Here is a 12,438-nt window from a genome sequence, read left to right as displayed (position 1 = left end):
CGGAAAGATTGACTCGGGCCGGATTCATGCCTATCTGGCCTGCAAACCCGGCCGTCCGGTGCGGGATTCTCCATGACATGACATTTGTGCCGCCATCAGCGGCCGATCGGTGACGAAATGAGCGAAGAGCGCCTTAACCTGTCCGAACTCAAGGCCAAGAGCCCGGCAGACCTGCTGTCCATGGCCGAGGAATGGGAGATCGAGAACGCCTCGACCATGCGCAAGGGCGAGATGATGTTCTCGATCCTGAAGGAACATGCCGAAGAGGGCTGGGATATCGGCGGCGAGGGCGTGCTGGAAGTGGTCCAGGACGGTTTCGGCTTCCTGCGCTCGACCGAGGCGAACTATCTGCCCGGTCCCGACGACATCTATGTCAGCCCCGACATGATCCGCCAGCATTCCCTGCGCACCGGCGACACGGTCGAGGGCGTGATCCGCGCGCCGGGCGAGAACGAGCGTTACTTCGCGCTGACCAAGGTCGAGCGGATCAATTTCGAGGAGCCCGAGAAGGCCCGCCACAAGGTTGCCTTCGACAACCTGACGCCGCTTTACCCGAACGAGCGGCTGAAGATGGAGATCGAGGATCCGACGATCAAGGACCGCTCGGCCCGGATCATCGACCTGGTGGCGCCGATCGGCAAGGGCCAGCGGTCGCTGATCGTGGCGCCGCCGCGGACCGGCAAGACCGTGCTGCTGCAGAACATCGCCCATTCGATCGAGAAGAACCATCCGGAATGCTATCTGATCGTGCTGCTGATCGACGAGCGGCCCGAGGAAGTCACCGACATGCAGCGCAGCGTGCGCGGCGAGGTGATCTCCTCGACCTTCGACGAGCCGGCCAGCCGACACGTCGCGGTCAGCGAGATGGTGATCGAGAAGGCCAAGCGCCTGGTCGAGCATAAACGAGATGTAGTTATACTTCTGGATTCGATCACCAGACTTGGTAGGGCCTTCAATACCGTGGTGCCAAGCTCGGGCAAGGTGCTGACGGGTGGTGTCGATGCGAATGCATTGCAGCGTCCGAAGCGGTTCTTCGGCGCGGCGCGGAACATCGAGGAGGGCGGGTCGCTGACCATCATCGCGACGGCGCTGATCGATACCGGCTCGCGCATGGACGAGGTGATCTTCGAGGAATTCAAGGGCACCGGCAACAGCGAGATCGTCTTGGACCGGAAGGTCGCGGACAAGCGCGTCTTCCCGGCGATGGATATCCTGAAGTCCGGCACCCGGAAGGAAGAACTTCTGGTGGAATCTCGCGATCTGCAGAAGACCTACCTGCTGCGCCGGATCCTGAATCCGATGGGAACGACAGATGCGATCGAGTTCCTGATCTCGAAACTGAAGCAGACGAAGACGAATTCCGAGTTCTTCGACTCGATGAACGCCTGACGGGGCTGTCATGGACCTTATCTTCGCGGAAGCCTCCCCGCCCGGGCGGGGGGGCGTTTCCGTCATCAGGCTGAGCGGTGAGGGCGCTCGGGCAATGCTGGAGCGGTTTGCGGGGAATGTTCCCCAGCCGCGTCGGGCGGTGTTGCGTGTGCTGCGGGACGGTGCCGAGGAACTGGACCAGGCGCTGGTGATCTGGTTCGACGCCGGCCGCAGTTTTACGGGCGAGGAAGTGGCCGAACTGCAGCTTCATGGCGCGCCGGTGATCGTGCGGCGGGTGAAGACGGCGCTGGAAGCTGCCGGATGCCGGATGGCCGAAGCCGGAGAGTTCACGCGCCGGGCCTATATGAACGGGCGCATGGATCTTGCGGAGGTAGAGGGTCTTGGCGATCTGCTGGAAGCCGAGACCGAGGCACAGAGGAAACTCGCGCTGAAAAATGCCAGCGGCGCCCTGGGCAAGAAGGCCGAGCGATGGCGCGAATTGCTGATTCGCGCAGGCGCATTGGTGGAAGTCAGCGTCGATTTCGCCGATGAAGAGGTTCCCGAGGACATTCCCGATGAGGTCTATCAGATTCTTGCGCAGCTTCGCGAGGAACTGGACGGCGAAATCGGCGGATTTCCGGCGGCCGAGCGTCTGCGGAAGGGGTTCGAGGTCGCCGTCATCGGACCGCCAAATGCCGGGAAATCCAGCCTGATCAACCGGATTGCCAGGCGCGAGGTCGCGCTTGTGTCGGAGATCGCCGGCACGACGCGGGATGTGATCGAGTTGCGGATCGACCTGAACGGCATCGCCGTGACCTTTCTGGACACCGCCGGTCTGCGGGATGCGAGCGACCGGATTGAAGCCATGGGCATCAACCGGGCACGCCAGAGGGCGATTGAGGCCGATCTGCGGCTTCATGTGTCGCCCGTTGGCGAGATCGATAGCTCTCTTTGGGTGGATGGAGACATATCCGTCGGCACCAAGGCCGATCTTGGGGCCAGGGAAGCCGGCATGGCGGTTTCATCGCTGACCGGCGAGGGAATCGATCTTCTGCTGCAGGCGCTGTATGGACGGCTGTCGCAGCGTATCGCCGGTGCCGGGTTGATCAGTCATGAACGGCAGCTTCGGGCCATCACGGATGCGCGGGATTCCCTGGAAAGTCCTGATGGGCTGCCGCCCGAGATACTGGCTGAAGCGATCAGGCAGGCCGCGGTTTCACTGGACAGATTGCTTGGCAGAATCGGTGCGGAAGAGTATCTGGAGGTGATCTTTGGCTCATTCTGCATTGGGAAATAGGGAGTGTTTCACGTGAAACATTTCGATGTGGTCGTCATTGGCGGCGGACATGCTGGTCTTGAAGCGGCCACGGCCGCCGCTCGCATGGGTGCTTCCACTGCGCTGATAACCATGCGGCGAGAGGATATCGGCACGCTTTCCTGCAATCCTGCGATCGGCGGTCTTGGGAAGGGCCATCTGGTCCGAGAGATCGACGCCCTGGATGGCGTGATGGGGCGCATTGCGGATCGGGCCGGGATCCAGTTCAGGCTTCTGAATCGCAGGAAAGGCCCGGCGGTTCAGGGACCCCGTGCGCAGATGGATCGCAGCCTCTATCGGCGAGAAGCTTACAAACATGCTTCCGAGACGAAGAATCTTCATCTGCTGTTCGGAGAGGTTTGTCAGCTGAAAGGCGGGGCATCCTGGGTGGATGGGGTCGTGCTTTCCGACGGGCAAGAGATCCAGGCCTCGTCGATTGTCCTGACCACTGGCACCTTCCTGAATGGGGTCATACATATCGGCGATGTCAGTCGGAAGGCGGGGCGCTGGGGAGACAACGCCTCGACGCAGCTGGCTGATTCGCTGATGCGGTTCGACTTGCCGTTGGGGCGATTGAAGACCGGAACCCCCCCGCGACTGGATGGGCGCACCATTGCCTGGGACAGGCTCGAATCGCAGCCGGGAGACGCGGAACCGGTTCTGTTTTCCTATCTGACCCGTTCGGTGACCACGCCCCAGATTTCCTGCGGGATTGCGTATACGAATGCAACGACGCATGACATAATCACGAAGAACATACATCGATCCGCAATGTATGGCGGACATATTTCCGGACGCGGACCACGCTACTGTCCTTCGATCGAGGACAAGGTCGTGCGTTTTGCCGAGAAGGAGTCCCACCAGATTTTCCTTGAACCTGAAGGGCTTGAGGACAACACGGTATATCCGAACGGCATATCGACCTCATTGCCCGAGGAGGTGCAGCTTGAGTATGTTCGGTCCATTTCTGGCCTGGAACAGGCGGTGATCACGCAACCTGGTTATGCGGTTGAATATGATTATGTGGATCCGCGCGCGCTGGATTCCAGCCTGAAGGTCAGGAATGTCGACGGGCTTTTTCTTGCCGGACAGATCAACGGCACCACGGGTTACGAGGAAGCCGGTGCGCAAGGCCTGGTGGCCGGGGTCAATGCGGCGCTTATGGCCCAGGGGCGGCCGGCATTTCAGTTCAGCAGGACCAGCAGCTATATTGGGGTGATGATCGATGATCTGACCTCGCGCGGCGTCACGGAACCATATCGCATGTTCACCTCTCGAGCGGAATTTCGTTTGACCCTGAGGGCGGATAATGCCGATCGACGTCTTACACAGCTGGGCATCGATCTTGGTTGCGTCGGTGATCGCAGGCGAGAGGCATTCGAAGTGAAGATGGAGCGCTACGACAGGGCGCGCCAACTAGTGGATTCCATCGATTTTACCCCGACGGAACTGCAGCGCGCAGGTATCCCGGTGCGGCAGGACGGCCAGCGTCGCAGCGTCTTTGCGCTGATGGGAATCCAGAATTTCGATCGCCAGCTGGCAATCGCCTTGACCCCGGAACTTGAGGCGATTGATCCCGAAACGTTCCAGCAGGTCGCGAATGATGCCCTCTATGACCAGTATGCCGACAGGCAGAAGCGGGATGCGGAACTTCTGCGATTGGATGAAGCCATCGAATTGCCCGCAGATCTCGATTATGGCTCCATATCCGGCCTTTCCGGAGAGCTGCGCGGCAAACTTTCTGCGGCGAAGCCATCGACATTGGCTGCAGCGGCTCGAATCGAGGGGATGACCCCCGCAGCGCTGACGCTGATCCTGGCCATGTCGCGCGGTGGAAAGCGGAAAAGGGCATGAATGTTTCACGTGAAACAGCAGAGCGTTTTACCCTGTACGAAACATTGCTGAGGCGCTGGAACCCCAAGATAAACCTCGTTTCGCCTGCGACTCTACCAGATCTGCGCACCCGTCATATCGATGACTGCCTTCAACTGGTGCGATTGGCCGATCCTCAAGGCGGGGAATGGGTCGATCTCGGCAGCGGCGGCGGGTTGCCGGGCCTGGTCGTGGCCATTGCCTGCGCGGATCGCCCCGTCACCGTCAAGCTCGTCGAAAGCGACCAGCGCAAGGCTGCCTTCCTGCGCACCGTGATCCGGGAACTGGACCTGCCACGCGCAAGCGTTCTTTGCGCGCGTATCGAAGGCATCAAATCGCTGAATGCCGCTTATGTCAGCGCGCGGGCACTTGCCCCGCTTCCTCGCCTCATGGCATATCTGGATCATCATCTGGCGGCGGACGGGCAGGCTTGGTTGCTGAAGGGCGCACAATGGCAAAGCGAGGTCGAAGAAGCCCGCCGCCACTGGAAATTCGACCTTTTCAGCTATCCCAGCGAAACGCAGCACGGCGCGGCGATACTCAGGATTAGCAGGCTTTCGCATGAGTGACCTCCATATCGTGGCCATTGCCAACCAGAAGGGTGGCGTTGGCAAGACGACGACAGCGATCAACCTTGGCGCCGCACTGGCCCAGGCGGGTCATCCGACGGTGCTGGTCGATCTCGACGCGCAGGGCAACGCCTCGACCGGCCTGGGCATCGACGCCGATCAGCGGGTCAAGACCACCTTCGATCTTCTGGCGGGATCGGAAGATCTCGAGGATGTCGCGATCGATACCGATGTGCCGAACCTGCGGATCGTGCCCGCGACATCCGATCTCTCCTCCGCCGAGATCGAGCTTTCGCAGGTCGCCGACCGCGTCCGGCTGTTGCGCAAGAAGCTTCGGAAGACCGTGCCGGGAACGATCATCCTGATCGATTGCCCGCCGGCCCTGGGCCTGCTGACGGTGAATGCCATGGTCGCCGCGGACAGTGTCCTGGTGCCGCTTCAGGCGGAATTTCTGGCGCTGGAGGGGCTTTCCCAGCTTCTGACCACCGTGCGCCAGGTTCGCCAGACGGCCAACCCGGATCTTCGGGTCAATGGCGTTCTGCTGACCATGGCCGACGCCCGGACGACATTGTCGCAGCAGGTCGAGGCCGATGCCCGCGCCACCCTGGGCGATCTTGTCTATCCGACTGTAATTCCACGCAATGTTCGGGTGTCCGAGGCGCCGTCTCATGCCCAGCCGGTGCTGAATTACGATCCCAGCTCGAAGGGCAGCGCGGCATATCGGCAATTCGCGACCGAATTTGCCGCCCGACTGAAACTGATCCCGGAGGCCGCCTGATGTCCGACAACAAGATTGCAAAACGCGGCCTCGGCCGTGGCCTTTCCGCGCTCATGGCCGATGTCGACCTGGCGACGCCGACGCCCAGCAGCCGCGACCGGACCATGATCCCGATCGAGCAGATCACCGCCAATCCCGACCAGCCGCGCCGCAGCTTCGATCCGGCGGCGCTTCAGGAACTGGCCGATTCGCTGAAGAATCGCGGCGTGCTGCAGCCGCTGATCGTCCGTCCGCATCCGCGGGACGACGGGCTCTACCAGATCGTCGCGGGCGAGCGGCGCTGGCGTGCCGCGCAGATGGCGCAGCTGCACGAGCTTCCGGTCATCATCCGCGAACTGGACGATACCGAGGTCCTGGAAGTCGCGATCATCGAGAACATCCAGCGCGCCGACCTGAACGCGATCGAGGAGGCCGCCTCGTTCCGCCAGCTGATGGACAAGTTCGGCCATACCCAGGAACGCTTGGCCGAGGCCCTGAACAAGAGCCGCAGCCATATCGCCAACCTGCTGCGGCTTCTGTCGCTGCCCGACCAGGTGCAGGACTGGGTGAAGGAGGGCAGGCTGACCGCCGGTCACGCGCGGGCGCTGATCACCGCGCCCAATGCCGCGCAGCTGGCGCGCCGGGTCATCGACAAGGGCATGTCGGTTCGCGAGACCGAGGACATGGTGCGCAAGCAGGCGCAGCCGGAAGCCGCGCGGCCGAAATCCAGCAGCCGCAGCAGCGAGAAGGATGCCGATACGCGGGCATTGGAGGCCGACCTTTCGGCCCATCTGCGGATGAAGGTCAGCATCAGCCATGTCGGGACCGATGGCGGCCACCTGACGATCACCTACAAGGACCTGGATCAGCTGGACCGGCTGTGCCAGATCCTCGGCGGCGACCGCTGAGGGCACCGGGCAGGGCGCTCAGGTCTCGGGCCGGGTGACCAGGAAGACGGCGACGGCGGCGCAGATCCCGGCCTGCACGGCCACGATCCACGGGGCGATGCCAAGCCACAGGGCCAGGGCGACGCCAACGCTCATGGCACTGACGGCCCAGACCTTCGCCAGGCGGCTGACCGCGCCGCGTTCCTGCCATTCGCGGACGTGATGGCCATAGACCGGGTGATCCAGGATCCTCTGCCGCAGTTGCGGGGAAGAGCGCGCGAAGGCCCAGGCCGCGACCAGCAGGAAGGGGACCGTGGGCATGACCGGCAGGAAGGCACCGATGATGCCAAGGACAAGCGAGGCGGAGCCGACAAGATAAAGGACAAGCCGCATGTCAGGCCGCCAGCTCGCGCAGGATGGCATTCAGCAGCGGGCGGCCGCTGTCGGTGGCGATAATGCGCCCGTCGCGGCGCCGGATCATGCCAAGTTCTTCAAGTTCCGTCATTTTTTCTCGGTCCGGTCCCAGGCCCGCCAGCCGTGCATAGCGCGCCTCGTCCATGCCCTCGCTCAGCCGCATCGACATCAGCAGATATTCCGTCGCCATCTCGTCCTGCGCTAGGACGTCGCGCAGCGATTCGCCGCTTCCCTTGCGCTCGACCGCCTCCAGCCAGGCGCCGGGCGCGCGATATGCTTCGGTCGCGACGCGGCCTTCCGGCAGGGTCATGCGCCCATGGGCGCCGGGACCGACCGCCGTCCAATCCCCCTGGCGCCAATAGACCAGGTTGTGGCGGCTCTCGCTTCCCGGCCGCGCGTGGTTCGAGATCTCATAGCCCGCCATTCCGAAACCGGCACAAATATCCTGTGTTTCCAGATACATATCCGCAGAGACATCTTCGTCCGGCAGGTCGCGCAGCTTGCCGGCGGCGGCGCGGGCGCCGAAGGCCGTCTCCGGCTCGATCGTCAGCTGGTAGAGCGACAGGTGATCGACCGCCATGTTCAGGGCCTCGCGCAGCTCATTGCGCCAGTCGCCGGCCGTTTGCCCCTGGCGCGCATAGATCAGGTCGAAGCTGACGCGGTCGAAACAACTGCGCGCCACGTCGAATGCCGCCCGCGCCTCGGCCACGGAATGCATCCGTCCCAGCCGCCGCAGGTCCTCGTCCTTCAGCGCCTGCACGCCCATCGACAGCCGGTTGATCCCGGCATCGGCATAGGCGCGAAACCGGCCCTGTTCGACGCTGGTCGGGTTCGCCTCCAGCGTGATCTCGATGTCATTCGCAAAGCCCCAGGCCGCCCGCGCCGCGCGCAGGACCTGGTCCACCGTCTCGGGCGCCATCAGCGACGGGGTGCCGCCGCCGAAGAAGATGCTGCCCAGGTGGCGGCCGGGCAGTTCCGCGCCCAGCCGGGCGATCTCGGCGCTCAGCGCGGCGGCCCAACGCGGCTGGTCCACCGTGGCGACCACATGGCTGTTGAAGTCGCAATAGGGGCATTTGGCCGCGCAGAACGGCCAATGGACGTAAAGCCCGAAGCCGCCCTGGCGCCAGTCCGCCGCCACGTCCTCGATTGCCAGATTGGTGCCGGTCATTCCCGCATCGCTGTGACTTCGATCTCGACCTTCATCTCGGGGCGGATCAGCCCGGCCACCACCATCGTCGCGGCGGGCCTGACCTCTCCCAGCGCCTCGCCCAGAACCGGGGTGATCGCCTCGACATAGATGGGGTCGGTGACGGTATATTGCACCCGCACGATGTCGTCAGGCCCGAAGCCGGCCTGATCCAGCACCGCGAAGATCGTCGCGAAACAGTTCCGCGCCTGCCGGGCCACGTCCTCGGGCATGGTCATGCTGGCATAGTCATAGCCGGTCACGCCCGAGACGAAGCACCAGTTGCCCTTCACCACGGCCCGGCTATAGCCCATCGCCGCCTCGAAGGGCGATCCGGTCGATATCCTACGCAAAGCAGCCCTCGATCAGTTTCGCCACGGCCAGCGCCCGGTGGCTGAGCGAGTTCTTCATCGCGGCCGGCATTTCGCCCAGCGTCAGCTGATGGCCGTCGGGCATGAAGATCGGGTCGTAGCCATGGCCTTCCGCCCCGCGCGGAGGCCAGACGACGCGGCCGGGCAGCACGCCCTCGAAGACCTCGTCATGGCCGTCGGGCCACATCAGCACCAGCGTGCAGCGGAACTGGGCGCTGCGCGGCTCGGGCGCGGCCCGTTCCTCCAGCTCGCGCCAGGTGCGCTCCATCGCCATGCCGAAATCGCGGCCATTGCCGGTCTCGGCCCAGTCGGCGGTATAGACGCCCGGCGCGCCACCCAGCGCATCGACCGAGATGCCGCTGTCATCGGCCAGCACCGGCAGGCCCGTCGCGGCCACCGCGGCGCGCGCCTTGATCCGCGCATTTCCAAGGAAGTTGTCTTCCGTTTCAACGGGTTCCGCCAATCCGGCCTCGGCGGCGCCGATCACATCGACGCCATAAGGGGCCAGCAGGGCGCGCATCTCGGACAGCTTGCCGGCGTTATGGGTGGCGACCAGCAGCCGCTTGTCGGCAAAGCGCCGCCTCATGCCACGGCCGCCTTCTGCGCGGCGACCAGCTCGGCCATGCCCGCCTCGGCCAGGTCCAGCAGCTTCGCCATCTCCTCGCGCGAGAAGGTCGCGCCCTCGGCCGACATCTGCACCTCGATCAGCCGCCCGGCGCCGGTCAGGACGAAGTTCCCGTCGGTGCCGGCCTCGCTGTCCTCGGCATAGTCCAGGTCCAGCACAGGCTGGCCGGCATAGATGCCGCAGCTGACCGCCGCGACGTGATCCAGGATCGGGTCGCTGGTCACGATGCCCGCCTTCAGCAGCTTGCCGACGGCCAGGCGCAGCGCCACCCAGCCGCCGGTGATCGCCGCGCAGCGCGTGCCGCCATCGGCCTGGATCACGTCGCAATCGATGGTGATCTGCCGCTCGCCCAGGGCCACCCGGTCGACGCCGGCGCGCAGGCTGCGGCCGATCAGGCGCTGGATTTCCTGGGTGCGGCCCGACTGGCGACCCTGCGCGGCCTCGCGCCGGTTGCGGGTATTGGTGGCGCGCGGCAGCATTCCGTATTCCGCCGTGACCCAGCCCAGCCCGGTTCCCTTCAGGAAGCGCGGCGGGTTTTCCTCGATGGTGGCGCTGCACAGCACATGGGTGTTGCCGCAACGGATCAGGCAAGAGCCTTCCGCATGGCCCATCACCCCGGTTTCAATTGAAATCGGGCGCATTTGGCTTAAATTCCTGCCTGAAGGGCGCATGGTCGATCCTTTCGCTGAAGATTGGCTGCCAAATACAGGCCCGCCGCCCCAACACGCAACCCCGCGAGGGACATGAGCCAGGAATCGCTGCTGTCAGAGCTGAACGACCGATCCCGCGAAGTCTTTCGCCGCGTCGTCGAAACCTATCTGGAAACCGGAGAGCCTGTCGGCTCGCGGACCCTGACGCGGGCGCTCTCGGAACGCGTCAGCGCGGCCACCGTGCGCAACGTGATGCAGGACCTCGAATTCATGGGGCTTCTGGACAGCCCGCATATCTCGGCCGGGCGGCTGCCCTCGCAGCTGGGGCTGCGGCTGTTCGTGGACGGGATGATGGAGATCGACGCGGTCGCGCCCACCGACCGCGAGATGATCGACCAGACCGTCGGCAATGACAGCCGCGACACGAGCGCGCTTCTGGACCGGATCAGCACCGCGCTCAGTTCGATCACGCATGGCGCCTCGCTGGTGCTGATGCCCAAGCACGAGGCGCCCGTGCGCCATATCGAATTCGTCAGCCTTGCCCCCGACCGGGCGCTGGTGGTGCTGGTCTTCGCCGATGGCCATGTCGAGAATCGCCTGTTCACCCCGCCGCCGGGCCAGACGCCTTCCTCGATGCGCGAGGCGGGGAACTTCCTCAACGCCATGGCCGAGGGCCGCACCCTGGCCGAGCTGCGCGGCCATATCAGCCGCGAGATGGCCGCCCGCCGGGCCGAGCTGGACGCGCTGGCCGCCGACCTGGTCGAATCCGGGCTGGCGCTGTGGGACGACGGCCAGACCGATCCGCGCCTGATCGTGCGCGGGCGGGCGAACCTTCTGGACAGCGAGGCCGCCGACCTGGACCGCATCCGCGTGCTGTTCGACGACCTGGAACGCAAGCGCGACATCGTCGAATTCCTGGAACTGGCCGAGCAGGGCGAGGGCGTGCGGATCTTTATCGGTTCCGAAAACAAGCTTTTTTCACTTTCGGGTTCCGCTCTGGTGGTTTCACCCTATATGAATGCCGACCGGAAGATTGTTGGCGCGGTGGGCGTCATCGGACCGACGCGCCTGAACTATGGGCGGATCGTGCCGATCGTCGACTACACGGCGCAGCTGGTCGGGCGGGTGCTGTCCGGCCGGAAAGGATGAGTTGAGATGACCGAGCAGAACGAACAGCCGATCGAGGAATTCCTGGAGGACCCGCTGGCGGATCCCGAGGACGAGATCGCCCGCATCAGCGCCGAGCGCGACGAGTTTCGCGACAAGTTCATGCGCGCGCTGGCCGATGCCGAAAACGCCCGCAAGCGTGCCGAAAAGGACCGCCGCGACGCCGAGCAATATGGCGGCTCGCGCCTGGCCCGCGACCTGCTGCCCGTCCATGATGCGCTGACCCGCGCCCTGGATGCCGCCGGAGAGGAGCAGCGCACCACCGCCGCCGCGCTGATCGAGGGGGTCGAGCTGACCCTGCGAGAGCTGTCGAACGTCTTCGGCAAGCATGGAATCACCGTCATCCGGCCGCAGCAGGGCGACAAGTTCGATCCGCAATTCCACGAGGCGATGTTCGAAGCGGCCGTTCCCGGCACCGTCGCGGGCGAAATCATCCAGGTGATGGAGAACGGCTTCCGCCTGCATGACCGCCTGCTGCGCCCAGCAAAAGTGGGCGTTTCCTCGACTCCGGCGGCCTGAGCCGTCCCGGCGCCCCACCGTGCCGGCGGGGCGCTACAACCTTCCGCTGACTTGTTCCCCGGCCCCGTCCGCGCGACGCTTGTTTCCGTTCGGTCTATCGGAGGAAGGGACCATGGCGAATACAGATGGGGTGAAGATTCACCCCGCCGTCGATAACGGCATCAAAGCGGGCAATCCGAGTTTCACCGGCGGGGTCCTGACCTGTCATTGCGCGTCGGATCCGGTCAAGGTTCGCGTCGGTGCCCAGACCGCCCATAACCATGTCTGCGGCTGCACCAAGTGCTGGAAGCCCGATGGGGCCATCTTCAGCCAGGTCGCTGTCGTGTCCCGCGACGCGATCGAGGTGCTGGAAAATGGCGACAAGCTGGAGATCGTGAACCGCGAGGCGCCGATCCAGCGCTATCGCTGCACGGGCTGCGGCGTGCATATGTACGGCCGGATCGAGAACAAGGACCATCCGTTCTACGGGCTGGATTTCGTGCATACCGAACTGTCGTCCGAGGATGGCTGGTCAGCGCCGGAATTCGCGGCCTTCGTCAGCTCGATCATCGAATCCGGCGTCGATCCGTCGCGGATGGACGGTATCCGGTCGCGCCTGCGCGAGCTTGGGCTGGAACCCTATGACGCCCTGTCGCCACCGCTGATGGATGCCATCGCCACCCATGTGGCGAAGAAATCCGGCGCGCTGGCCGCCTGAGGGGCGGCGGCGTATTGACGCTGAAGAACCTGCCGGGGGGC

14 protein-coding genes are annotated in these 12,438 nt (G+C 64.4%); 9 read left to right on the top strand and 5 right to left on the bottom strand.

Annotated elements, in window-relative coordinates; translation table 11 throughout:
- Positions 1 to 117: 117 nt before the first annotated feature.
- From rho to C9E82_RS08330, 6 genes are read left to right on the top strand one after another with little or no spacing between them, the layout of a single operon-like run.
- The gene (gene rho, locus C9E82_RS08355; protein ID WP_119896485.1) at positions 118 to 1,389 is read left to right on the top strand and encodes a transcription termination factor Rho; all 1,272 of its coding nucleotides are present in this window, start codon (positions 118 to 120) and stop codon (positions 1,387 to 1,389) included.
- Positions 1,390 to 1,399: 10 nt separating this feature from the next.
- Positions 1,400 to 2,665 (top strand): tRNA uridine-5-carboxymethylaminomethyl(34) synthesis GTPase MnmE, encoded by a 1,266-nt coding sequence (mnmE, locus tag C9E82_RS08350; RefSeq protein ID WP_119896462.1) that lies wholly within the window; start codon positions 1,400 to 1,402, stop codon positions 2,663 to 2,665.
- Between the two features lie 12 nt (positions 2,666 to 2,677).
- Entirely contained in the window at positions 2,678 to 4,537 is a 1,860-nt protein-coding gene (gene mnmG / locus C9E82_RS08345; protein ID WP_119896486.1) for a tRNA uridine-5-carboxymethylaminomethyl(34) synthesis enzyme MnmG, read from the top strand.
- Positions 4,534 to 5,124 (top strand): 16S rRNA (guanine(527)-N(7))-methyltransferase RsmG, encoded by a 591-nt coding sequence (gene rsmG / locus C9E82_RS08340; RefSeq protein WP_119896463.1) that lies wholly within the window; start codon positions 4,534 to 4,536, stop codon positions 5,122 to 5,124. The genes mnmG and rsmG overlap by 4 nt, the downstream gene beginning before the upstream one ends.
- A complete protein-coding gene (locus C9E82_RS08335) occupies positions 5,117 to 5,902 on the top strand; it encodes a ParA family protein (RefSeq protein ID WP_119896464.1) in 786 nt (261 codons plus the stop codon). The genes rsmG and C9E82_RS08335 overlap by 8 nt, the downstream gene beginning before the upstream one ends.
- Positions 5,902 to 6,789 carry a ParB/RepB/Spo0J family partition protein gene (locus tag C9E82_RS08330; RefSeq protein ID WP_119896465.1) on the top strand — a complete coding sequence of 296 codons (888 nt, stop codon included), beginning with the start codon at positions 5,902 to 5,904 and terminating at the stop codon, positions 6,787 to 6,789. Before C9E82_RS08335 ends, C9E82_RS08330 begins: the two co-directional genes overlap by 1 nt.
- Positions 6,790 to 6,807: 18 nt before the next feature.
- Here C9E82_RS08330 and C9E82_RS08325 read toward each other — a convergent pair whose 3' ends face one another.
- From C9E82_RS08325 to rph, 5 genes are read right to left on the bottom strand one after another with little or no spacing between them, the layout of a single operon-like run.
- Positions 6,808 to 7,161, bottom strand: a complete 354-nt coding sequence (locus C9E82_RS08325; protein WP_119896466.1) for a YbaN family protein — start codon at positions 7,159 to 7,161, stop codon at positions 6,808 to 6,810.
- A gap of 1 nt (position 7,162) precedes the next feature.
- The gene (gene hemW / locus C9E82_RS08320; protein WP_119896467.1) at positions 7,163 to 8,350 is read right to left on the bottom strand and encodes a radical SAM family heme chaperone HemW; all 1,188 of its coding nucleotides are present in this window, start codon (positions 8,348 to 8,350) and stop codon (positions 7,163 to 7,165) included.
- The gene (locus tag C9E82_RS08315; RefSeq protein ID WP_119896468.1) at positions 8,347 to 8,721 is read right to left on the bottom strand and encodes a RidA family protein; all 375 of its coding nucleotides are present in this window, start codon (positions 8,719 to 8,721) and stop codon (positions 8,347 to 8,349) included. Before C9E82_RS08315 ends, hemW begins: the two co-directional genes overlap by 4 nt.
- On the bottom strand, positions 8,714 to 9,325 hold the full coding sequence (gene rdgB, locus C9E82_RS08310; RefSeq protein ID WP_119896469.1) for an RdgB/HAM1 family non-canonical purine NTP pyrophosphatase: 612 nt from the start codon (positions 9,323 to 9,325) through the stop codon (positions 8,714 to 8,716). The genes C9E82_RS08315 and rdgB overlap by 8 nt, the downstream gene beginning before the upstream one ends.
- Positions 9,322 to 10,035 carry a ribonuclease PH gene (gene rph, locus C9E82_RS08305; RefSeq protein ID WP_119896470.1) on the bottom strand — a complete coding sequence of 238 codons (714 nt, stop codon included), beginning with the start codon at positions 10,033 to 10,035 and terminating at the stop codon, positions 9,322 to 9,324. Before rph ends, rdgB begins: the two co-directional genes overlap by 4 nt.
- A 72-nt stretch (positions 10,036 to 10,107) precedes the next feature.
- Between rph and hrcA the strand changes: the two genes are divergently transcribed.
- The 3 genes from hrcA (at position 10,108) to gfa (ending at position 12,397) form a co-directional block, all read left to right on the top strand.
- On the top strand, positions 10,108 to 11,163 hold the full coding sequence (gene hrcA / locus C9E82_RS08300) for a heat-inducible transcriptional repressor HrcA (protein WP_119896471.1): 1,056 nt from the start codon (positions 10,108 to 10,110) through the stop codon (positions 11,161 to 11,163).
- 6 nt (positions 11,164 to 11,169) lie between these two features.
- Complete coding sequence (locus C9E82_RS08295; protein WP_119896472.1) at positions 11,170 to 11,700, top strand: nucleotide exchange factor GrpE; 531 nt, start codon at positions 11,170 to 11,172, stop codon at positions 11,698 to 11,700.
- Positions 11,701 to 11,812: 112 nt separating this feature from the next.
- Positions 11,813 to 12,397, top strand: coding sequence for an S-(hydroxymethyl)glutathione synthase (gene gfa / locus C9E82_RS08290; protein WP_119896473.1), 585 nt, complete (start codon positions 11,813 to 11,815; stop codon positions 12,395 to 12,397).
- Positions 12,398 to 12,438 lie beyond the last annotated feature (41 nt).

Origin of the sequence: Paracoccus sigandri (genome assembly GCF_003709565.1) — a bacterium.
Classification (GTDB): domain Bacteria; phylum Pseudomonadota; class Alphaproteobacteria; order Rhodobacterales; family Rhodobacteraceae; genus Paracoccus; species Paracoccus siganidrum.
The sequence above is the reverse complement of the archived record's forward strand: the minus strand, read 5'-3'. Positions and strand labels throughout refer to the sequence as shown.